This is a genomic window from Paraburkholderia sediminicola (genome assembly GCF_046030555.1).
GTDB classification, from domain to species: Bacteria; Pseudomonadota; Gammaproteobacteria; order Burkholderiales; family Burkholderiaceae; genus Paraburkholderia; species Paraburkholderia sediminicola_E.
This window is the reverse complement of the sequence record NZ_JAQQCH010000007.1, coordinates 168,400-191,491: the sequence shown is the minus strand read 5'-3', so window position 1 is coordinate 191,491 and position 23,092 is coordinate 168,400. Positions and strand designations below refer to the sequence as shown.

Sequence of the window (23,092 nt, the reverse complement as noted above, 5' to 3'; positions counted from 1 at the left end):
GTTGGCTTCTCCGAAGTCATCATCTCCGCTGCCCGTTTACGCCGCGAATGCCCTGGCACACGCGTGCCGCACCTCTTCGATAACCGTAGGCCATGTTCCGCCCAACGGTTGCCGGAACAGGCGAATCGTATCGGGATACCAGGGAGAGTCGGTGCGTTCGTGCATCCAGCGCCAGTCGACCTCCTCTGCCGGCAGCATGACCCAGCACCGCGTACCCACCGACGCGGCGAGATGCGCAATCGATGTGTCCACACAGATGACAAGATCGAGTTGCGCGACGATCGCGGCGCTGTCGGCCATATCCGCTACGTCAGACCCGAGATGCAGCAGCAGCTGGCCACCAGGCGGCAATTGGGCTTCGTCCTCGCCCTCCCCCTTTTGCAGACTCACGAAGCTGACGCCGGGGATGCGCCAGAGTGGCGCCAGCATCGCAAGGGATCGCAGCGACCGGTTTGCATCGTTCTGATGCTGGGCGCTCCCTTTCCAGACGAGACCAATCCTGCGACCCGGAGGAAGTGCCGCGAGGCGCACGCGCCAGGATTCGACGAGCGACCGGTCCAGCTCAAACCGGACGGGCGGCGGGATCGTTTCCAGCGTGGCGCCCGCATACAGCGGCGCGCTCAATGGGCTCGTCCAGTAGTCGTAATTCGCCGAGGCCGCCCAGGCAGCCTCGTGGGTCAGCACCACGTCGACGCCCTCAACCGTAGCGAAGAGCCGGTGCAATGCGGGCGCGCAGGCGAATGCGATTTCGGCCGCCCCTTGCGCTTTGAGCCACGAAAAGTAGCGGCCAAAATGAATCGCATCGCCGAGGCCGCCCTCCTGCCAGACCAGCAGCCTTTTTCCTGTCAGTGCTTCGCCACGCCAACGGGGACGGTTAACGACTTTCTGCGTCTTATGCTGCATCGACGCGGGATCCGCGTGACGCTCGTCATATAAACGCCATCCTTCCTGGAAGCGCCCCATGCTGATTAGCAGGATGGCCAGAGCGAACTTCGCCATGGGGTAATTTCCGCGAATCGCGAGTGCTTGCCGGTAAGCAGCCTCGGCCTCCGGCAAGCGTCCGAGCTCTTTCAGTACGTTGCCGAGGTTGCTGTAGCCCATGACGAAGCCAGGGCTTATTTCAACTGCCCGCTGATACGCTTGCGCGGCTTCACACCAACGGCCGAGCGGCCTTAGCACGACGCCGAGGTTGTAATGAAACTCCGCGCGATCAGGCTGAATGAACGCCGCTTGCCGATAGGCCGCCTCTGCTTCGGACAGGCGCCCCTGCTCCTGCAGCATCGACCCGAGCTGGTTGTGGACATCGGCAAGATCTGGGCGGACTTCCAGCAATTGCCGAAAAAGCACCTCCATGTCGTGCAGGCGGTTGAGTCCTTTCAGCAGGGTGCCGAGATTCATGTACGCGTCCACGAATCCTGGGGCCGCTTCGATCGAACGGCGCCAATACGACTCGGCATCACCAAGCAGGCCCAGCCCGAGCGAACTGACCGCTGCCATCTGCAACGCCTCAGCCAGCAGATTGTCAGCTAATGGCGGCTGCATCTCGAGCAGCGGCTTCACCTTCTCCAGGGCATCGGTGAATCTTGCCGATTGATCTGGCTGCACTGTCGGCCCGTTATTACCCGAGTCGGACGGCTCACCATCAGATAATGAACGCATAGTGGATAAGAGCGATTAGGACGCTGCCGTGCGGCAAAGCGTTCACCGAATTATTTGCGGTGAAGCGACGCACGCAGGAGCGGCACTTCACATTCCGTTAAGTAACGAGACTCAGTGTAAGCTGTTCAAGAATTCATTAGCCGGGAAATCGCTATGAAGCGGCTAGCCGGTTTGAGCAAGTTGACGTTTTTTCTCTTCACGGACCTGGCGCCGCAATGGCAGACTCAAGCGTCGGTCCTTCGTCGCAGGGCATGAAATTGTACGAGGTGTCACCGTGATTGAGTCTTCCGATTTCCGCAGCAAAACGATAGCGCTTGATCACGGAGGCGGCCGTATGCCCGCGCTCGGATTTGGCACGCTGATTCCCGATTCCGCTACGACTACCCGTGCTACCCGAGACGCACTGGAAGCCGGCTATCGACACTTCGATTGTGCCGAGCGATATCGGAACGAGCGCGAGGTGGGCGAGGCGCTGCGCATAGGGGTTGCTGCCGGAGGAATCGCGCGCGAAGACATCTTCGTGACCACAAAATTGTGGAACTCCAATCATCGACCGGAACGTGTTGAACCGGCTTTCGAGGCAAGTCTTGAAAGGCTCGGGATCGACTATCTTGATCTCTATCTGATACACACGCCGTTTGCGTTTCAGCCAGGCGACGAGCAGGACCCGCGTGATGCAAACGGCGATGTCATCTACGATAAAGGCGTAGCTTTGCTGGACACGTGGAGGGCGATGGAAGACCTCGTCGACCGAGGAAGATGCCGGGCCATCGGACTGTCCGACATCGGCCTGAACGAATTGCAGCCTCTCTATGAATCGGCGCGAATCAAGCCGGCGGTGGTGCAGGTCGAAGCCCACCCGTATCTTCCAGAAACGGAACTTCTGGAATTCTGCAAAGAGAGAGAGATCGTGTTTTTGGCCTTTGCGCCATTGGGGCACGGAATCAGGCCTGGGCCGGTTGAGGATCCAGTTGTCTCGAAGATTGCCGCGCGAATCGGAAAGACGCCAGCACAGGTGCTGCTTGCCTGGGCGATCCAGCGTGGCGGTGCTTTGCTCACAACCCCCAAAACCGCGGCACGCGCGCGCGAGAATTTCGATATCTCCGCACTTCCGGCAGACGCGTTCGACGAGATCAACCGGATTGAGACGAGGCAGCGGTTCAACGAAGTCGTCAAGACGGGCAGTCCCGGGTTTATCCCGCGACGGACGTAATAGATCAACGTGAACGGTATCCGGAGGTACGCCATGCAGGAAGAAACAATACGTGAAGTCCTGAATGCGCACTGGCTCGCGTCGGCGGCCGGCGATCTCGACGCGGAACACGATATTTACGATGACGATGCCATCTGTGACTATCCCCAATCAGGCGAACGAATCCTCGGTCGAATTAATTTGCAGGCGCTGCGCAGTCATCATCCAGGCAAGCCATCCGGTTTCGAGGTCAGGCGAATTCAAGGAGCGGGTCATCTCTGGATCACGGAATACACCATCGCTTATGAGGGGCGAACGGCTTACACGGTCAGCATTATGGAATTCCGCAACGGCAAGGTCGTTCACGAAACCCAGTATTTTTCGGATTCCTTTGAGGCACCGGCTTGGCGGAGTCAATGGGTCCAGCAGATCACGTGACGTCGCGTTGCGGTGAGACAAGCCCAATCCATCAGCCCGATCCTGTCTCGGTGTTGATGGCGATATCGACGTCGGGACAGGCGCGGTTGAGCAGGAATCCGTGGCGGTGCTGACACGTATCGCTCGCGCCCGACTGCGCAAGACAATCGGGCACGAGCAGGGCTTCAACCGTTCTTGAACAAAAAGCTATAAGCGTTCAACGCGGGCACCCCGCCGAGATGTGCGTACAGCACGCGGGAGCCATCGGGAAACTCTCCTCGCCGAACCTTATCGATCATGCCTTGCATCGATTTGCCCTCGTACACCGGGTCGGTCAACATGCCCTCCAGCTTCGCGCTGAGTCGAATTGCCTCGAGCGTGCCTTCGGACGGAAGTCCATATTCGGGACCGCCATAGCGCGTGTCCAACACCACGTCCTCGTCGCGAATCGGACGGCCAAGCTCCACGAGTTCGGCAGTGTGGCGCGCAATGCGCAGAATCTGATTACGCGTCTGTTCAGGCTTTGCCGACGCATCGATGCCGATCACCCGGTCCGCACGGCCATCCTTCGCAAAGCCGACTACCATGCCGGCCTGCGTGCTGCCCGTCACCGAACAGACGACGATGTAGTCGAACCTGAAGCCAAGTTCGGCCTCCTGCGCCCGCACTTCCTCCGCGAATCCGACGAACCCCAGTCCGCCGAGCGGATGTTCGGAACATCCTGCGGGAATCGGATAAGGCTTCCCGCCCGCATCGCGAACGCTTTGCATCGCCTGCTCCCAGCTGGGACGGATGCCGATGTCGAAGCCGTCGCTGACCAGTCGCACATTCGCGCCCATCATGCGCGACATCTGGATGTTGCCCACCCGGTCGTAGACGGCGTCCGAATAGTTGACCCAATTCTCCTGGACTAGCACGCACTTCAGACCAAGATGAGCAGCGACGGCGGCTACCTGCCGGGTCTGGTTCGACTGGATGCCGCCGATCGAAACCAGTGTGTCGGCGCCCTGCGCCAACGCATCGGGAATGATGTATTCCAGCTTCCGTGTCTTGTTGCCGCCGAATGCCAGACCGCTATTGCAGTCTTCCCGCTTGGCGTAGAGGTGAACTTTGCCGCCGAGGGATTCGCTCAGGCGAGGCAGAGCATGGATCGCGGTAGGACCGAAAGTCAGCTTGTGACGAGGGAAACGATCAAGGTTCACGCAAGTTCTCCGAATGGAAAGGACGATGGACTTCGTCGCCGGACATCTCGCGTCGACGGCACACCTTCAAATCTTAGAGAAAATCCCGCGAAACGTGGTTGCGAAGATTGTGGCTACGACCATCTAGTGATGGTGCTTTTTCGCGATTCAGCGAACTGAAATTTCTTATAAAATCTTTGATACGAAATAAAATTGTGCACGCAAATTCGTTCGTCAGACGTGCCCCATGCTGACACGTTCGTCACCCGTATGCCCTGACACGGTCGTCACCCCTCTGATTAGCAGGATATGTTGGGCACGCTGTTTCGCGTAGCATCAGTCCCTGCATACCGGCTTGACTGTGTCGTCGGTGATTTTGGAAACGCGACCGTTAAGCCACAATAATTCGAAAAAGCCGGAAACCTGAGAGAACAACGTGAGAGCCCGAAACCGCGTGTAAAAGCGGCGCGCTCTGTATGGGAAAAGCCACTCGACAAAACTGACTCGCGTGGCTAGCAAGTAGCGCCGCGCGCGGGCGGTCGTCCCGCGTGGGAGCCGTCGCGCCTACCTGACGCCCGGTTGGGCGATGCCGTTGGAAAGATGCTTGAGCCACAGGCTCATCAGGCCCGCCCGTCCTCGCACGCCGTATTTGCGAAAAATCCCGGTGATATAGGAATGAGTGGTCGATGCAGCGAGGCCAAGTCGCTCCGCGATCTGTTTCTCAGTCGCCTCGGTGAGCAACAGTTCAACAACCTTGCGTTCATACGGCGCGAGGACAGACAACAGCGCTGAAGGCCCGGCCTCCCGGCGACGGAGCTCTGTCACGTCGCGGGCTACTCCGACGCGCAGGCGCTCGTGCTCCAGCCAGCGTGCGGACCACGTGACGTAGACGTCGTTTCCATTCTTATGACGATAACGGTTCTCAAAACCTACCCGCTTGCGGCCGGCCAGTACTTCCTCGGCTTCCTTGCGCGTGGCGTCCTGATCGGCTGGAACCACGAAATCGATGATGAACTGATCGACAAAATCGCCCGGTACGTAGCCAAATATATCCTCGCACGCAGGACTGGCATGGCGTATACGTCCCTGCTCATTGACGAGGAAGATTGCGTCGGGCGAAAAATCCGCGGCAGCGGTGACAAGATCTTCGATGAGTTCTCTTTTCATGGCCGTGTACTGACTCCTGCGCATTCCGGATCATGCCTGCGGCGCCACTTCGCGTGATGCGTAAGAAATGGAAAGCAGGCTGCGTTGGAGCGTCAGGGTAACGCGATACCAATATATGGTCAATTTTACTTGGCGAGTAGGCGGCCCGCCTGGAAATCGAAGAAATTTCCGATTTCCGACTCACAAATTGTGGCAGTTTGACTAAGGCTCCCCGGCCACGGTATTGCATTAGCGATAAGTAAAGGGCGGGAGGCCCCTGGCTGGACAATGAAATCGTAGACGTTGAGCCGATGGCCCCAAAACCGCGCATTAGCCCCCGGCGCCTGGAAATGGCGCGGGATGATGATGGCCCGACCCGGTCGGATGCGGTGCTCAATGGCCCGAGTCGCGTGCGTTCGCGTACGTGTCCCCCACCATCAGATGCACGATCTCGTCGCCATTAGTCCCGGCTATGAGCCGCTCGCCGGCCACCTCGCCGCGTCGCAGCACAACGACACGATCGGCAATGGCAAAAATGTCGTGGAGGTTATGCGAAATCAGAATCACGGACACGCTCTGCGCTTTCAGCGCGGCGATTAATTCCATCACCTTGCGTTGTTCGGGTACGCCGAGCGCGGCGGTCGGCTCGTCCATGATCAGCACACGCGCATTCCAGTAAATCGCACGGCCGATCGCAATCGCCTGCCGCTGGCCACCCGAGAGCATCTTCACCGGACCGCTGAGCTTACGCTCGGGAATCACGATATCGAGCCGCTCAAGCACTTCCCGTGCGACCTCAGCCATGCGCGGCCGGTCGATCACCTGAAGCCCGAATTGGCGGCGTGTCGGCTCGCGCCCGAGGAATATGTTGCTCCCGACATCGAGGTTGTCGGCGAGCGCGAGATCCTGATAGATCGTCTCGATCCCTTGGGCGCGAGCGTCCTGCGGGTCGCGCATCTGCAAGGGCACGCCGTTGAATAGCAAGTGGCCCGCGTCGGCACGGTAGACACCGGAGATGATCTTGATGAGGGTCGACTTGCCCGCGCCGTTGTCGCCTGCGAGCGCCAGCACTTCGCCTGGCATCAGTCGCAGCGAGACGCGCCTGAGCGCCTCCACGCCGCCGAAGCGGATCGAGATGTCGCGTGCCTCGAGGATCGGCGTGCTCATTGGGCACCTCCGAGGCGTTCCTTGTACTGGTCGATCAGCACCGACATGATGATGACAATGCCGACCACGATGAATTGCCAGAACGCGTTGACATCGATGAATACCAGCCCGAATTCGATCACTGCAATGATCAGCGCGCCAATCAGCGTGCCGATCACATTCCCGGTACCGCCGAACAGACTCGCGCCGCCAATCACAACCGCGGCAATCGAATCGAGAAGCATCGGCTCCCCGGCGTTGGCCGCGCCCGCAGCAAAGCGCGCCGTATAGACGATGCCGCCGATCGCGGCAAACGCCGCGGCGATCAGATAGATCACCAGCAGATGGCGCCTGACATTGATGCCGGCGCGGATCGCCGATTGGGGATTGCCGCCGATTGCGTAGGTGTACTGGCCGAACCGTGTCTTTGACAGCACGAAGTGCATGATGACCAGCAAAACGGCGGTCAGCGCCACGGGGATCCAGCCGCGGCCGAGCCACGCGAGCCCGACATTGTCCACCGCCACGGTCATGCCGCTTCCCGCCGCCAGAAAACCCGCCCCTCGGGCGACGCCATACATGCCGAGTGTGCCGATGAAGGCCGGTACGCCGAGCCGCGCGATCAGTACGCCATTGACGAGGCCCGGAATCGCGCATACCGCGACGGTCAGTGGAATGGAAAACAGCAGGATCCACGGCGAGCCGCTGCCCAATATCGTGAATTGCGCGACACACACGGCGGCCAGCCCCATGACAAACCCCACCGACAGGTCAATGCCCGCGGTGATGATCACGAACGTCTGGCCGATTGCGAGCAGCAATGGCGCACTGGCCGCCAGCCCGATCGACTGCAGGTTGTAGACGTTGAAGATAAACGAGCGATGATCCGATATCCGCGCCCAGACTTCGAAAAACACCAGTAGCGCACAAAGAAAAAGCCAGGGCCAAACCTTGCTGACCAGTGCGATCCGGTCGAGCCGTGAGCTGTCCATAAAGTCGTCCGGGAAATCGGCAGCGGTATCCACGTGCGCGCATCGGCGCACGCGGGGATAGGTCCTCGTTCGATAGCGCTTGCCTAGTTCGAATAGATGTACTGCTTCATGTCCGGCTGGTCGATGTTCGTCTTGTCGAGCACTACGAAGCCCGTGCTCTTGAATGGCGGAATCTTCTTGCCGCGAATCAGGTCTGCCGCGAACTTCACGCCGTAATAGCCGATCTCATCCGGGCGCTGCGCGATCGCGATGTCCACGAGGCCGCTTTTGATCTGCTGGTCGATGCCAGGCACAGCGTCGAACACCACGACCTTGACGACACCCTGCTTGCCGGCCGCCTTGACACCTTGGGCTGCGCCGCTGCCGGAGAAGGTGTTGGCGCCGAACACGCCAGCAAGGTCGGGGTTGCGCGCGAGCACTGCGGCGACATGCGATGCAGCGCGGTTCGCATCGTCCTCGTTATATTGCGTTTGCAGCACCTTGATGTTTGGGTGCTTTTTCATCTCTTCCTGGAAACCCTCGGCGCGCGCATCGGTACTTGAGATGCCCGGCTTGTTGTTTTCGCAATAGACCGTACCCTTGTCGCCGATGGCTTTTGCGAGCGAGCGCGCCGCAACGCGTCCGCCTTCCAGGTTGTCCGAAGCAATGTAGGACAGCGGGAAATCCGCATCACCCTTGCCGGTCTGATAGTGGCCATCGCCGATATATGTATCGACCGTGATGACCTTGATGCCGGCGTCAGCCGCTTCCTTCAGTGGTCCGATCAATTGCTGCTTGTCGACGGGAGAAACCAGCAGCACATCAGGGTGTTTGGCAATGAACGCCTTGAGGATCGGCACCTGCTCGGTGGTGTTCCACGCCTTGGGCACCTGGAATAACAACTGGACGTGTTCTTCATTCGCGGCCCGCTCGGCGCCGCGGTGCATCGTGAAGTAGAAAGGATCGGTGACGCCTGGCAGCAACGCGACGACGGGATGCGCGGCATCCGCATGCGCCGGCCCCGCGAACGAACAGGCCATGGTCGTTGCGAATGCAACCAGATAGTGGGAAACGAAGCGCTTCATTTTTGTCTTCCTCCTGTTGAGTCCGACGAACGGCGCCCGACCTGATTCGTTCTGACCTTCCCGAGGTGACGGCGTCCGGCAGTTGGCCAGTATACTGGCGGGTGTCAGCAGCGAGCCTGGTGTTTTCCTGCATCGCTTCCGCATAATTGCGCTGATCGACCCGGATTGCCGCGGTCTCGCAGACGCGGTCTCGCATGCCAGGCACGGTAATCGGACATGCGCGTGTTGCGCACCGATGCGTTGCACTGGAATTCTCTTTGCCAATTGCTTTACTTATTGCAGCGCGCCCGGGAAGTCGTATGCTTTTGCATATCTGGAATCGGCTCCGCAATCTGCCCGAGTGAACATACGCAGACGGAAAGGCGACACGATATGACTCATGATCCATCGACAGCGCCACAATTTCGCTGGTGTGATTCGAGCGACGTCCCATGGATACCGTCAACGCTCGCAACGGGCGTCGACGTGAAAAACCTGGTCAAGGCGAACGGCCGCGCAATGCAGCTCGTGAGGTTCGAACCTGGCGCGGCGTTTCCTGATCACCTTCACACTGGCGCTGAGTTCATCTATGTCCTGGAGGGCGAAGTGACCTGGAACGGTCGATTGCTAGGGAGCGGAAGCGTCGGGGTGGCGGAAGCGGGAACGGTCGAGCGGGGATTCCACAGCATGACCGGGTGCGTGTTCCTGCTCGCGTACGACCTCGATCAGATTTTCGATTCGGCGAGGTCGGGATCAGGTCAATAAAGGTCGCACGGCACGGACTATATGAACACACCCGTCGTCGTGCTCCTGTCCCTGCCCTTGAAGTTATGCCGCGGTTATGCCGCGCGCGCTCGTACGAAGCGTGACTGAATTCAACGCGCATCCGCAATTCGATCTTTGAACGCTGCCTGCCACACCGCCAAAGGCAAAAAGTCTATCGCGCTTTGCCCGCCCCACTCCAGTTAAGGCCCAGACCAACCTGCATCGCCGGCACCCACTTCACGCATCCCTGAAAACCCAATGCAGCGCCGCCGACGGCGAACAAAACCGGAATCAGAAAGTCGTGGCTCACCCGGGTGAATTCGAAGACCAGAACAACAGCCGTAATAGGCATCTGCATCGACGCAGCCAGAAACGCCGTCGCGCCGACAACGGCAAAAGCGCCTAAAGAAGCGCCTGGCCAAAACAGGCTCCAGGCCCCGCCGAGCACGATTGCCAGCAAGGCGCCATTCGCGAGCCCGGGCGTCAACAGACCGCCTTCAGCGCCCGCTCGCAAACTACTCGTGGTAATCACCACCTTCAGCACCAGCAACATGGCCGCGAGACTCATCGTCAAGCCACCATCGAACGCCATTCCCGCGGGCCCTTTGCCATTGCCGGGCAACTGGGGAAAGTGCATCGCCAGCACGCCGATAATCGCGAAGTTCAACAGCGACAACACAGGCAGGCGCCAATCCTTGGGCGCTTCCGCACGCGCGCGTTTGGTCAGCTCTGAAAAGCCCCACGCCGCAACACCGAAAATCGGCCCGCACACCACGGACCACACCACCAGCGATGTGCTCAAGGTCAACGACGGCACCAGATACTGATGTTCATTGCCCAGACCGAGTTGCGCGACCAGCGCCGCGACCGCCGACGTCACCACGGCAGGTACCAATGCCTTCCAGCCAAACGTACCCAACAGAACCTCAAGCACGAACACCGCGCCGCCGAGTGGCACGTTGTAGACAGCCGCCAGGCCCGCTCCGGCTCCGCACGCAACCATGATCCGGCTCTGCTCGACCGATAACCCCGCGCGATGTGAGAGCCAGCCGGCCAGCACCGAACCGATCTCGCGCGGCGCGACTTCGCGCCCAAGCGGCGAGCCCAGTGCCACCGTCACAATCTGCAGCAACGCATGCGCGATGGTGCTCAGCACAGGCATACGCGGATCATCGGACTTGACGGCCTGACGAATGCTGACGAGCGGCCGACCGAAGCGATACAGCAACCACCAGCCGAGTCCCGCCACCAATCCGCACGTCGTCAGGACCAGCAGACGCCGCTCAGGCTCGGCGCCAGTGACACCTTGCAGAAAACTCTCGCTGCTGATCACGTGGGTCACACTGTAGCCGTATGCGAGGTGCTGAATGGTGTGCAGCAGCAAGGCAAGCAACATGCCGCCGAGACCGGCGCCAATGCCGGTCAGCAACGTGACCGTGGCCAGCACCGCTAGCGGCTTTTGTGCGCGCCGCGCAGGCGCTGAAGTGAGTGATTTGAGTGACATGGCGCGTCGAGACCAGCGACATTAATGGGATGGCAACCATATTATTCCGCGTCGCAACATGAGTCTAATTGATTTTTCTGCTCGACTGATGCGCTATACGCATATGTAGCGCGTACCCGTCCCCCTCAACGGCAGGGCAAGTGCCGAGGTCCATCCGGATCGCGGGAGCGACGGACGACGCGCGCATCCGCCAGCATCGCCCCACGCTTCGCCTTACCTCAGTTCACTGATACGAAAAACATCGACACCACGCACGCGACACCGACAAACCACACCACTGAACGCAACGACGCCAGGTTCGCCACATACAAAATGCCGTGCAGCACCCGCGTGACGACAAAGGTAATCGCCATCCAGTTGATCCACGGGCTCGATCCGCCCGCCTGCCCCGCGACGACAACCGCGGCGGTGAACATCGCCAGTGCTTCCCACGCGTTCTGATGCGCGGCGTAAGCACGCGCGCGCCAGCCTTCGAGGCCTGAGAGATAGGTGCGCGGCGCGCCGTTGTCATAGCGCTTGCTGACCTTCGCCAGCATGATCCACGGAAACGGCAGCACTACCACGACGAGCAGGCATAGATGCGGAATTGTCATTCGTTAGTCCCTTTGTATGCACGGCGCGAATGCCGCGAGCCGCTGTTATACCTGCAGGCATCCGCCACCGCCAACCGGAATCCCGCGAGTGCCCCCTCTACCCGACACTCGAAACCAGGAGCCGGATTGACCTGATTAGCGTTCGCACACACGGAATTAACATTACAAATAACAAACAAACTGGCAAACATGATTAATACGATAATTACATTTGCCAAACATTTTCCATGCATCGAGATTCAGTATGAAATCCGCTCCAGGGATTAATACGGATAAACGCCGGTTCAATCATGCAAGCGTTTAACGCTCGGCGTACACTCGCTCGAAGCCCACACCACGGGGCGCACGGGGCTGCAGAGCCACCCGTCGTCAAACACGGGTTATCGGAGACTCAGGAGAACAATCAATGAGCTGGACACGGGAACAGAGAAACGTCACGATCGCCGCCTATCTGGGCTGGACCCTGGACGCATTCGATTTCTTTCTAATGGTGTTCGTATTGAAAGATATCGCGGCGGAATTCAATACAAAAATCCCGACGGTTGCCTTCGGCATCATGCTGACCCTGATAATGCGTCCAGTCGGTGCATTGATTTTCGGCTGGCTCGCCGACAAATACGGCCGCCGCCCGACGCTGATGGTCAACATCGCGTGCTTCTCGCTGCTGGAATTGCTGTCCGGCTTTTCGCCTAACCTGACCACCCTGCTCGTGTTGCGCGCCCTGTTCGGTATCGCGATGGGCGGCGAATGGGGCGTGGGCGGCGCACTGACCATGGAAACCGTGCCGCCGAAATCGCGCGGCATCGTCTCGGGCCTCCTGCAGGCCGGCTATCCGAGTGGTTACCTGCTCGCCTCGGTCGTGTTCGGCGTCTTCTATCAATACATCGGCTGGCGCGGCATGTTCTTCGTCGGCGTGCTGCCGGCGCTGCTGGTGCTGTATGTGCGTGCGCACGTGCCGGAGTCGCCGGCCTTCAAGACACTCGAGAAGAAAACCCGTCCGGGTCTGATCACCACGTTGAAACAGAACGTCGGGCTGTCGCTCTACTCGATCGTGCTGATGACCGCGTTCAACTTCTTCTCGCATGGTTCGCAGGATCTGTATCCGACCTTCCTGCGCGTGCAGCATCAGTTCGATGCGCATACGGTGTCGTTGATCACGATCACGTTGAACATCGGCGCGATCTGCGGCGGTCTGTTCTTCGGCTTCATCTCGGAGAAGATCGGCCGCAAGCGCGCGATCTTCATCGCCGCATTGATCGCATTGCCGGTGTTGCCGCTGTGGGCTTTCTCGTCCACGCCCGTGCTGCTCGCGGTCGGCGCGTTCCTGATGCAGATCTCCGTACAAGGCGCATGGGGTGTGATTCCGGTGCATCTGAATGAAATCTCGCCCGATGAAATTCGCGCGACGTTCCCAGGCCTCGTCTACCAGCTCGGCAATCTGATCGCGTCGGTGAACGGCCCGCTGCAGGCGAGCGCCGCCGAAGCGCATGGCAACAACTACGCGCTGATCATGGCGGTCGTGATCGGTATCGTGGCGGTGGTGATCGCAGCGCTGATTCCGTTCAGCCGCGAACGCCGCGGCATCGATATGACGCAGTCGGCGAGGCAGGTCGCAGCACAGCTTTAAGCGTTCGAACTAAACAGCTATTTCGCCGCGGCGTTATCGGGCACAATAGGCACAAAGGCGGCTCGAACCGCCTCAAGCAAAGCAGGCGCAAAGCACAAGCAGCAATGCGCACAAAGCTGGCGGCAGAAAGCAAACGCAAGGCCAAACAGGTAGCAAGCAATACGAGGCCGTTCCGATTTCGATCGGAACGGCCTTTTTTATTTCCGCGCGGTTTGACGCGCCCGCGCCCATTGGAAAGACGGACCTTCGTCAGGTCTTCTAGAGGAGTTAGTCCACACAGAACCCTTGATCGCAGTCCCTGTCCTTCTTTATCCTGAAAAAAACGGCTGTTTCAAATGATCATTTGAATCGCTTGTTTGCGGGCCGGATGCCCGGCAACTGGGAGACGCAAAATGGCAGTTCGCACAACAGGCCGGCACGCCGGCGACACGAAGTCCCGCATCCTCGACGCCGCCGAAACACTCTTCATCGAATGCGGCTATGAGGCTATGTCCCTGCGCCAGATTACTTCGCGTGCCGAGGTGAATCTCGCGGCGGTCAACTATCACTTCGGCAGCAAGGAATCGCTGATTCATTCGATGCTGGCGCGCCGGCTCGACCGGCTTAACCAGGAGCGGCTCAAGCTGCTCGACCGCTTCGACGAAATGCTCGGCGCGCGTCTGACCTGCGAGCACGTGCTCGGCGCCATGTTCATTCCCGCGCTGCGGCTGTCGCGCGATCCGCGGGTCGGCGGCAAGGCGTTTTTGCGCTTGCTGGGCCGCGCTTATACCGATCCGTCGGCGTTTATCCGGGACTTTCTGAATGCGCACTACGAGTCGGTGGCGATACGCTTTTTCGATGCCTTCCAGCGTGCGTTGCCGCATCTGCCCCGTGAAGAACTCGGCTGGCGTCTGCACTTTGCGATCGGCGCGCTGTCCGGGGTGCTGGCCGGCACCGATACTGACAGCCTGATTTCGGAGTTCTCACAGGGCAAGTCGATGAACGACCTGCAACTGATCGCGCGTCTCGCTTCGCTGATGGTGGCCGCGCTTAAAGCGCCGCTGCCCGACGGCTCGCAACTGGCCACCTTCGCCGCCGTACTGGGCGACGCCACTGAAGGCGGTCCGGAAGGCCAGGCGGAAGGCGACAACCCGGCTGCGGGTGCGCAGTCAGCGTCAGGCGGATTTGAATCGTCAGGGCCGGCAGTGTCGGACGGTGAACGACGCGGTGACAACATGGAGGCGAGTTCGTTTCAGCCCGCGTTGCACGGCACGGCTTGAACCGAACGGCGCGGGCGGCGCTGCCATAGGCCGTCCGTGCGCAAACAGCATGAATACCGCATACCCGAGCAGCACGTCTAAGTCCCGCACCTAAGCGGCATCACGCTGTCGAACTGCCAGCTAGAAGATCAACAGAACGCGAGCCGTCCGCGACCCGTGGATGCGTTCGCACGCACTATCGAAACAGGAGGAAACGTCATGCCGTGGTTCATCCTAGTACTCGTCATTGCCGCTCTCGCACTCGTCTATGTTCAGGCGCGCGCCTCATGGTGGCTTGCCTTCATGATCGTCTGGGTGGCGGCCGCGCATGTCAGCGGAAGAGCGGGTCCGGTGGCGACAACGGTACTCGCGATTGTCTTCGTCCTCCCTGCCCTCGTACTTACGATCAAACCGTTGCGCCGTACGTGGCTCACGAAACCGGTGCTCGATATCTTCCGCAAGATCCTGCCGGAGATGTCGCCGACCGAGCGCGACGCGATCGAAGCCGGCACCGTCTGGTGGGACGCTCAACTGTTCTCCGGGCGCCCGCATTGGGACACGCTGCTCGGCTACGGCCCGGCTACGCTCTCCGCCGAAGAACAGTCGTTTCTCGATGTCGAATGCGAGCATCTGTGCGATCTCGCGAACGATTGGGAAACCACCATGGTGTGGCAGGACCTGTCGCCGAAAACCTGGCAGTACATCAAGGAACGCGGCTTTCTCGGCATGATCATTCCGAAGCAGTACGGCGGCAAGCAGTTCTCCGCTTACGCGCATTCGCAGGTCATCATGAAGCTCTCCACGCGTTGCTCGGCCGCCGCCGTCTCGGTGATGGTGCCGAATTCGCTCGGCCCGGCTGAGTTGCTGATGCACTACGGCACCGAAGAGCAGAAAAACCACTACCTGCCGCGCCTCGCTCGCGGCGACGAAATCCCCTGTTTCGCTTTGACGAGCCCCTACGCCGGTTCCGATGCGGCAGCGATTCCCGACGTCGGCATCGTCTGCAAAGGTACGTTTGAAGGCCGCGAGACGCTGGGTTTTCGCGTCACCTGGGACAAGCGTTACATCACGCTCGGACCGATCGCGACCGTGCTCGGCCTCGCGTTCCGTGCGCTCGATCCCGATCACCTGCTCGGCTCCAATGACGAGCCCGGCATCACCTGCGCGCTGATTCCGACCGACCATCCGGGCGTCAACATCGGCCGGCGTCATTGGCCGCTGAACGCGGTGTTCCAGAACGGTCCGAACTCGGGTAAAGACGTCTTCATTCCGCTCGACTGGGTGATCGGCGGCCGCGCACAGGTCGGCAACGGCTGGCGCATGCTGATGGAATGTCTCGCGGCGGGCCGCGCGATTTCGCTGCCGTCCTCGAATGTGGGGATGGCGAAGATCGCCGTGCGCGGCACCGGTGCCTACGCTGCGATTCGCCGTCAATTCCGCACCGCCATCGGCAAGTTCGAAGGCGTGCAGGAAGCGCTCGGCCGCATGGGCGGCAATCTCTACGTGATGGACGCGGCGCGCCGCCTGTCCGCGCATGCCGTGGACCTCGGCGAAAAGCCGTCGGTAATTTCGGCGATCGCGAAGTATCACATCACCGAACGCGCCCGCATGGTCATCAACGACGGCATGGACGTCGCCGCCGGCAAGGGCATCTGCATGGGGCCGTCGAACTTTCTTGCGCGCGCCTATCAACAGGTGCCGATTGCGATCACCGTGGAAGGCGCGAACATTCTGACGCGCTGCCTGATCATCTTTGGCCAGGGTGCGATTCGCTGTCATCCGTATGTGTTGAAGGAAATGGCGGCCACGCGCGAAACAGATCACACCAAGGCGTTGCGCGATTTCGATGCGGCCTTTTTCGGCCACGTCAGTTTCACGCTCTCCAACGTGGTGCGCAGTTTCGTTTATGGCATCACGGGCGGCGCCTTCATCGCCAAACCGCGCACGGCGTACGCACCGCTGCTGTCGTACTACCGCGCGGCGACCCGTATTTCGACCGCATTCGCGTTGCTCGCCGACGTCTCCATGTTCGTGCTCGGCGGCGATCTGAAACGGCGTGAACGCATTTCCGGGCGTCTCGGCGATGTGCTCTCGCAGCTCTACCTGATCTCGGCAACGCTCAAGCGCTTCGAAGACGAAGGCCGTCAGGAGGAGGATCTGCCGCTGGTGCGCTGGGGCGTCGAAGATTCGCTGCACAAAGCGCAATACGCGCTCGACGGTGTGCTTGCGAACTATCCGAACCGCCTCGCCGCCGGTCTGGTGCGCGTGCTCGCGTTTCCGTTCGGCCTGCCGTATCGCGAGCCGTCCGATCGACTTGGCACCGAGATCGCTGAGTTGATGCAAACGCCTGGCGCGGCGCGCAATCGCCTGGTATCCGACTCGTACGTGCCGCATCCGGACGTCGATGCGCTCGGTTATGGCGAGCTCGTATTCGAGTTGAACCCGCGTTTCACGCAGATCGACCAGAAACTGCGCGACGCGGTCAAGCAAGGCCTGCTCGACCCGATGCCTCAGAACCTGCCGCAACTGGCCGCGTGGACCGAAGCGGCACTGCAGAAAGGCCTGATCGATGCCGACGATCGTCGCGTGCTCGAAGATTATGCGCGGTATGGCGCGCTAGTCGTGCAGGTCGACGACTTCCCGCCCGACTTCGACATGCTCGCCAATTTGCAGAAGCGTAAGGACGCGCTCGAAAAAGCCCTGGAACTCGCGGCTTGAGCGCCTTAAAAAAACATCCAGGCGGGGCTCTCCCAGATGTCCCAAACTGGGTGCACACTGACACACGTCCGAGGTCCCCTATGGGGACTTCCTTCGGGGCGTGGCCAGCGGAGCAACGAACGATATGAACGACTCTTATCTGAACTTCGTCAACTCGCCGTTCGGCGCGCGCCTCGCGCGCTCGCTGGGCTTGCCGAAGCCCGAGGTGCTGCACCGCTATCGCGCGGACCGGCCCGAGTTCGATGGGCTGGTGGCGATCGGTGCGGGCCGCGAACCGCATCTGCTCGAAGCACTCGCGAATCTCGTCATCAGCATTGGCGTGACCAGTGTGGCGCATGAAAGCGCGGGGCTATGGGTGCCGCTCGCGAATCGCCATGGTCTGATGACCGGCCGTTTTGAGCCGGCAGAGTCCGGTTCGCACGGCAAGCTCAGCGCCCTGCTGTTCGATGCGAGCGGTATTGAAGACAGCAGCCAGCTCGAACCGCTGCACGGATTCTTCCACGACACGTTGCGCTCGCTCGGCAAGTGCGGCCGCATCATCGTGTTGGGGCGTCCGCCGGAAACCTGTGCGAGTCCGCGTCAATGGACCGCGCAGCGCGCGCTCGAAGGCCTCACGCGTTCGCTCGGCAAGGAAGCACGGCGCGGCATTACCGCCAATCTTGTCTACGTGGAGCAAGGCGCCGAGAACGGCGTGCAAGCGACGCTGCGATTCTTTCTATCGCCACGTTCCGCCTATGTGTCGGGCCAGGTGGTGCGCATCGGTGTGCGCGCCGGCACCGATGCCTTGCCGGCGTTCGACTGGCATCAGCCGCTCGCGGGCCGGCGCGCCGTGGTTACCGGCGCCGCGCGTGGTATCGGCGCGTCGATTGCGAGTGTGCTTGCCGCGGAAGGCGCGCACGTCATCGGCATCGACATCCCGTCAGCGCGCGACGCGCTCGATTCGACGATGCGCCAGTTGAACGGCACGGCGCTCGCCTTCGACATTGCCGCGCCCGAAGCACCCGCGCAGATTGCCGCGGCGCTCGACGAACAGGGCGTGGATATCTTTGTACACAACGCGGGCATCACCAAGGACAAAACCATCGCGAAGATGACCGATGCCGCGTGGCAAAGCGTGATCGATATCAATCTGTCCGCGCAGGAACGGATCGACGACGCCTTGCTCGCAGCCGGCATTTTGCGCGACGGCGGCCGCATCGTCGCCGTGTCGTCGATCAGCGGTATCGCGGGCAATCTCGGGCAGACCAATTACGCCACGTCAAAAGCCGGTGTGATCGGCCGGGTGCAAAGCATGGCGCCGCATCTGCGCGCACGCGGCATCACGATCAACGCGGTCGCGCCTGGCTTTATCGAAACGCAGATGACCGCGAAGATTCCGCTGACCATTCGTGAGGCGGGCCGCCGGATGAATTCGATGAGCCAGGGGGGCCAGCCGGTGGATGTCGCGCAGACCATCGCGTGGCTCGCGCATCCGGGATCGGCCGGCGTAAGCGGCCAGGTCGTACGCGTGTGCGGACAAAGCCTGATTGGAGCGTGAGCATGGGTGAGCCGGGTGATCCGTTCAGGAGTGGTCACGCCGCGAGCGCGGGCCGTCCGAAGACCATCGTCATCGAGCAGTTGCCCGCGCCGGCAAAGCTGTATGCCCGCGCGTTGTCCGGTATCGTCAAACGCGGGCGCGACACGCACTTGCCGGCATTGCGCCTCGTACGCCCGGCCGTGGTCCTCGACCCCGGGCCGATCTGGCGTTATGCGCGGGTTTGCGGCTTTATTCCCGAGCACGGCGTGCCGCTCACCTATCCGCATCTGCTTGCGTTCCCGCTGCATCTGTTGATGCTGACCGACCCGGCGTTTCCGTGGCCGGCACTCGGCCTCGTGCATCTGGCGAACCACGTGCGGCTGCGCCAGCCGCTCGCTTACAAGGACATGTTGCGCGTCGAGGTCGAATTCGGCGCGCTGCTGCGTCATGACAAAGGCCAGGCGTTCGTGCTGCATACACGCATGTACCGCCGCGGCGAAGCGGTGTGGGACGGCGACAGTGTCTATCTGAAGCGCGGCGTGCCGGCAAGCGGCGGTCCGCTCGAACCGCTGGAACTTGGGCACGACGCGCTGCAGCGCATCTCGCGCTGGCAACTGGCGCCGCAACTGGGCCGCGACTACGCGAAAGTATCCGGCGACTACAACCCGATTCACCTGACCGCGCTATCCGCGAAGGCATTCGGCTTTCCGCGTGCCATTGCGCATGGCATGTGGACGCTGGCACGCGCCGCCGCCGCGCTGCAACCGCCGAAACCGCTGGCCGAGGCCACGTTGAGTGCCGAATTCAAATTGCCAATGCTGCTGCCGGGCGAAGCAACGCTGTGGAGCGCGTCACCCTCGCTGATCGAACGCGACATCGAAGTACGTGATATTGCTGGGGAAAAACCGCATTTGCGCGGCCGAATGCAGTGGAAGCTGTTATGACGCCCCGCAGACACGCCTATGTTTTCTTCATTGCATGGAATTGAAGCTGCCTGAGAATCGTTGTTGAGCCAGCAGAAACACTCTGGCAAAGAAGCCGTACTCACCATTCGCACCGTTCAATAACCAGGGAACGACCCAAAGGAGCCGAGCATGTCCAACCCGCTGCCCGCCGTGCGCCGCGTCGCCATCATCGGCGGCAACCGGATTCCGTTTGCCCGTTCGAACACCGCCTACGCCACCGCGTCGAATCAGGACATGCTGACGTTCACGCTGCAAGGCCTGATCGACCGCTACAACCTGCACGGCGAACGCCTGGGCGAAGTGGCGGCCGGCGCCGTCATCAAGCATTCGCGCGATTTCAACCTGACGCGCGAATCCGTGCTGTCCACCACGCTCGCCAGGGAAACGCCCGCCTATGATGTGCAGCAGGCCTGCGGCACCGGGCTGGAAGCGGCCATTCTCGTCGCCAACAAGATCGCCCTCGGGCAGATCGAGGTGGGCATCGCGGGCGGCGTGGATACGACATCCGACGCACCGATCGGTGTCAACGAGCGCATGCGCAAGATCCTGCTCGAAGCGAATCGCGGCAAGAGTACCGGCCAACGTGTCGGTGCACTGACCAAACTGCGGCCGGGCATGTTTTTCAAACCGCTTTTGCCGCGCAATGGCGAGCCGCGTACCGGGCTGTCAATGGGCGAACATTGCGAGCTGATGGCCAAGCGCTGGAACATCTCACGCGAAGCGCAGGACGTGCTCGCTTACGACAGTCACCGCAAGCTCACCGAAGCGTATGCACGCGGCTTCGTCAACGATCTGATGACCCCGTATCGTGGCCTTGCACGCGACAACAATCTGCGCTCCGACCTCACGCTCGAAAAACTCGCCGGTCTGAAGCCGGTATTCGACCGCGACGCGGGCACGCTGACGGCCGGCAATTCGACGCCACTGACGGACGGCGCGTCCGCCGTACTGCTCGCAAGCGAAGAATGGGCGGCTAAACATGGCCTGCCGGTGCTGGCGTATCTAAGCTGGTCCGAAACCGCCGCGGTCGACTTTTTCGACAAGAAAGAAGGCCTGCTGATGGCGCCCGCTTATGCCGTGCCGCGCATGCTGGCGCGCGCCGGGCTCACGTTGCAGGACTTCGATCTGTACGAGATTCACGAAGCCTTCGCCGCGCAGGTATTGTGCACGCTCACGGCGTGGCAGGATGACGAGTATTGCCGCACGCAACTCGGTTTGCCCGGGCCGCTCGGCGCGATCGATCGGGCAAAATTGAATGTGAACGGCAGCTCACTCGCCACTGGTCATCCGTTTGCGGCCACCGGTGGCCGCATCGTCGCCGGCCTCGCGAAAATGCTCGCGCAACTCGACAAGCCGGCCGGCACCGCACGTGGGCTGATTTCGATCTGCGCGGCGGGCGGCCAGGGCGTGGTGGCGATTCTGGAACGCTGAGCGCCGCGGCTGGCTCAGCGCGTGCTTCAATGAATGCCTTGTTTCGAAAGCTGCTGTAATGACCGCTTTGATTAGTTCATGACTGGCTGCAAGACCAGCACACAAACAGATGAAGCCACCGCTTCAGGAGACGACCGATGACCCAGCCCTCGCAAGCCCCGCTCTCGCCCGCCGCCGGATCCGCACCCCTGACGAATACAGTAGATCAGGTGCCCAGTCAGGCGGCGAGTCACGCGCCCAACACCGACGGCATCTGGTACGCGTCATATCCGGCAGACGTACCGCGTGAAATCGACGTCAACCAGTATGAATCGGTCGTGCAGTTCTTCGACGAATGCATCGCGCAGTTTCGCGAGCGTGTCGCGTATGTGAGCGTCGGCGCGAACATGACGTACGGCGAACTCGGCCGCAAGGCGACCGCGTTCGCGGCGTATCTGCAAAGCATCGGCGTAAAGCCTGGCGAGCGCGTCGCGATCATGCTGCCGAATACGTTCCAGTATCCGGTGTCGCTGTTCGGCGTGCTCAAGGCGGGCGGCGTGGTCGTCAACGTGAATCCGCTCTACACGGTGCGAGAACTCGCGCATCAACTGAAGGACAGCGGCGCGCAAACCATCATCGTGTTCGAGAACTTCGCGAAGACCGTCGAGGACGCGCTGCCCGGCACCAAGGTACAGAACGTGATCGTGACGGGTCTCGGCGATCTGCTCGCCGACGGACTGAATCTGAAGGGACGTCTGCTCAATTTCATGCTGCGCCATGTGAAGAAGATGGTGCCGGCCTACAACCTGCCCAAAGCGGTACCGCTGCTCGAAGCGCTTTCGATCGGTTACACGCGGCCGTTGACGCCCGCGCGCCCCACTCACGCCGACATCGCTTTCCTGCAATACACCGGCGGCACGACCGGCGTGGCCAAAGGTGCGATGCTCACGCACAAGAACATCATCGCCAATCTGTTGCAGGCGAAGGCGTGGTCCGAGGGGCAGTTGAGCGGCGAGATCGAAACGGTGCTCACGCCGCTGCCGCTCTATCACATCTATTCGCTGACCGTGAACGCGCTGATCTTCATGGGGCTTGGCGGCCGCAACATCCTGATCGCCAATCCGCGCGACATGAAGCGCGTGATGATGATCATCCGTCACGAGAAATTCACCGGTATGACGGCAGTGAACACGCTCTACAACGCGTTCCTGGACAACGAGGAGTTCTGCAAGCGCGACTTCTCGAACCTGAAGCTCGCGATGGCGGGCGGCATGGCTACGCAGAAGTCGGTCGCCGATCGCTTCAAGGCGGTCACCGGCAAGCCGATCATCGAAGGCTACGGGCTCACAGAGTGCTCGCCGATCGTGTCGATGAATCCGGTGGACCTGACCAATCTGCGCGACTTCGAAGGCTCGATCGGTTTGCCCGCGCCGTCAACGCAAGTGCGTTTCAAGAAGGACGACGGTACGTGGGCGAACATCGGCGAAGCCGGTGAACTGTGCGTGAAGGGCCCGCAGGTCATGAAAGGCTACTGGAATCGCCCGGAAGAAACCGCCAAAGTGATCGACGACGACGGCTGGCTCGCTACCGGCGACATTGGCGTGATGGATTCGCGCGGCTTCATCCGTCTGATCGACCGGAAGAAAGACATGATCCTGGTGTCGGGCTTCAACGTCTATCCGAATGAAATCGAAGACGTGATCGCGGCGCTCCCGGACGTGCGCGAAGTCGCCGCAATCGGTGTGCCCGACGCAGCGCAAGGCGAACGTGTGAAGGTGTTCATCGTCAAACGCAACGCTTCGCTAACCGCGGAACAGGTGATCGCCCACTGCCGCAAGAACCTTACGGGCTATAAGGTGCCGAAGCTTGTCGAATTCCGCGACGAACTGCCGCAAACCAACGTCGGCAAGATTCTGCGCCGCGCGCTGCGCGACGAGGAACTCGCGAAGCAAAAACCTGCCTGACAGGAGTACGGCGCTT

18 protein-coding genes are annotated in these 23,092 nt (G+C 61.0%); 10 read left to right on the top strand and 8 right to left on the bottom strand.

From position 1 onward, the window contains the following. Window positions 1-36 precede the first annotated feature (36 nt). Window positions 37-1,605, bottom strand: a complete 1,569-nt coding sequence (locus PQQ52_RS13150) for a tetratricopeptide repeat-containing glycosyltransferase family protein (RefSeq protein ID WP_408211450.1) — start codon at window positions 1,603-1,605, stop codon at window positions 37-39. A 328-nt stretch (window positions 1,606-1,933) separates the two neighbouring features. On the opposite strand from PQQ52_RS13150, the gene PQQ52_RS13145 reads away from it, so the two are divergent. After that, a complete protein-coding gene (locus PQQ52_RS13145; protein ID WP_408211447.1) occupies window positions 1,934-2,872 on the top strand; it encodes an aldo/keto reductase in 939 nt (312 codons plus the stop codon). Between the two features lie 33 nt (window positions 2,873-2,905). Beyond that, on the top strand, window positions 2,906-3,289 hold the full coding sequence (locus PQQ52_RS13140) for a nuclear transport factor 2 family protein (protein WP_408211444.1): 384 nt from the start codon (window positions 2,906-2,908) through the stop codon (window positions 3,287-3,289). A 164-nt stretch (window positions 3,290-3,453) separates the two neighbouring features. On the opposite strand, the gene PQQ52_RS13135 is transcribed toward PQQ52_RS13140, so the two are convergent. The 5 genes from PQQ52_RS13135 to PQQ52_RS13115 form a co-directional block, all read right to left on the bottom strand. Continuing rightward, window positions 3,454-4,470, bottom strand: a complete 1,017-nt coding sequence (locus PQQ52_RS13135; RefSeq protein ID WP_408211441.1) for a 1-aminocyclopropane-1-carboxylate deaminase — start codon at window positions 4,468-4,470, stop codon at window positions 3,454-3,456. Window positions 4,471-5,013: 543 nt separating this feature from the next. Then, on the bottom strand, window positions 5,014-5,616 hold the full coding sequence (locus tag PQQ52_RS13130) for a helix-turn-helix transcriptional regulator (RefSeq protein ID WP_408211439.1): 603 nt from the start codon (window positions 5,614-5,616) through the stop codon (window positions 5,014-5,016). 372 nt (window positions 5,617-5,988) lie between these two features. Continuing rightward, the gene (locus PQQ52_RS13125) at window positions 5,989-6,762 is read right to left on the bottom strand and encodes an ATP-binding cassette domain-containing protein (RefSeq protein WP_408211436.1); all 774 of its coding nucleotides are present in this window, start codon (window positions 6,760-6,762) and stop codon (window positions 5,989-5,991) included. Further along, entirely contained in the window at window positions 6,759-7,733 is a 975-nt protein-coding gene (locus tag PQQ52_RS13120) for an ABC transporter permease subunit (RefSeq protein ID WP_408211433.1), read from the bottom strand. The genes PQQ52_RS13125 and PQQ52_RS13120 overlap by 4 nt, the downstream gene beginning before the upstream one ends. A gap of 83 nt (window positions 7,734-7,816) precedes the next feature. Then, window positions 7,817-8,797, bottom strand: coding sequence for an ABC transporter substrate-binding protein (locus tag PQQ52_RS13115; RefSeq protein ID WP_408211430.1), 981 nt, complete (start codon window positions 8,795-8,797; stop codon window positions 7,817-7,819). A gap of 216 nt (window positions 8,798-9,013) precedes the next feature. On the opposite strand from PQQ52_RS13115, the gene PQQ52_RS13110 reads away from it, so the two are divergent. Beyond that, complete coding sequence (locus tag PQQ52_RS13110; protein WP_408211428.1) at window positions 9,014-9,541, top strand: cupin domain-containing protein; 528 nt, start codon at window positions 9,014-9,016, stop codon at window positions 9,539-9,541. A gap of 172 nt (window positions 9,542-9,713) precedes the next feature. Here PQQ52_RS13110 and PQQ52_RS13105 read toward each other — a convergent pair whose 3' ends face one another. Together PQQ52_RS13105 and PQQ52_RS13100 are read right to left on the bottom strand one after the other, a co-directional pair. Further along, a complete protein-coding gene (locus PQQ52_RS13105; RefSeq protein ID WP_408211425.1) occupies window positions 9,714-11,045 on the bottom strand; it encodes a chloride channel protein in 1,332 nt (443 codons plus the stop codon). A 218-nt stretch (window positions 11,046-11,263) separates the two neighbouring features. Then, window positions 11,264-11,638 carry an MAPEG family protein gene (locus PQQ52_RS13100; RefSeq protein WP_408211422.1) on the bottom strand — a complete coding sequence of 125 codons (375 nt, stop codon included), beginning with the start codon at window positions 11,636-11,638 and terminating at the stop codon, window positions 11,264-11,266. A gap of 406 nt (window positions 11,639-12,044) precedes the next feature. On the opposite strand from PQQ52_RS13100, the gene PQQ52_RS13095 reads away from it, so the two are divergent. The 7 genes from PQQ52_RS13095 to PQQ52_RS13065 all read left to right on the top strand — a co-directional run bounded on the left by PQQ52_RS13095 (window position 12,045) and on the right by PQQ52_RS13065 (window position 23,076). After that, a complete protein-coding gene (locus tag PQQ52_RS13095; protein ID WP_408211419.1) occupies window positions 12,045-13,265 on the top strand; it encodes an MFS transporter in 1,221 nt (406 codons plus the stop codon). A gap of 392 nt (window positions 13,266-13,657) precedes the next feature. Continuing rightward, window positions 13,658-14,524, top strand: coding sequence for a TetR/AcrR family transcriptional regulator (locus PQQ52_RS13090; RefSeq protein WP_408211416.1), 867 nt, complete (start codon window positions 13,658-13,660; stop codon window positions 14,522-14,524). A gap of 198 nt (window positions 14,525-14,722) precedes the next feature. Further along, on the top strand, window positions 14,723-17,221 hold the full coding sequence (locus PQQ52_RS13085; protein WP_408211413.1) for an acyl-CoA dehydrogenase: 2,499 nt from the start codon (window positions 14,723-14,725) through the stop codon (window positions 17,219-17,221). 124 nt (window positions 17,222-17,345) lie between these two features. Continuing rightward, window positions 17,346-18,758: a 3-oxoacyl-ACP reductase gene (locus PQQ52_RS13080; protein ID WP_408211410.1), complete on the top strand. Its 1,413-nt coding sequence runs from the start codon at window positions 17,346-17,348 to the stop codon at window positions 18,756-18,758. 2 nt (window positions 18,759-18,760) lie between these two features. After that, complete coding sequence (locus PQQ52_RS13075) at window positions 18,761-19,681, top strand: MaoC/PaaZ C-terminal domain-containing protein (RefSeq protein ID WP_408211407.1); 921 nt, start codon at window positions 18,761-18,763, stop codon at window positions 19,679-19,681. Between the two features lie 150 nt (window positions 19,682-19,831). Then, window positions 19,832-21,133: an acetyl-CoA C-acetyltransferase gene (locus PQQ52_RS13070; protein WP_408211404.1), complete on the top strand. Its 1,302-nt coding sequence runs from the start codon at window positions 19,832-19,834 to the stop codon at window positions 21,131-21,133. Between the two features lie 137 nt (window positions 21,134-21,270). Next, on the top strand, window positions 21,271-23,076 hold the full coding sequence (locus PQQ52_RS13065) for an AMP-binding protein (RefSeq protein ID WP_408211401.1): 1,806 nt from the start codon (window positions 21,271-21,273) through the stop codon (window positions 23,074-23,076). Window positions 23,077-23,092 lie beyond the last annotated feature (16 nt).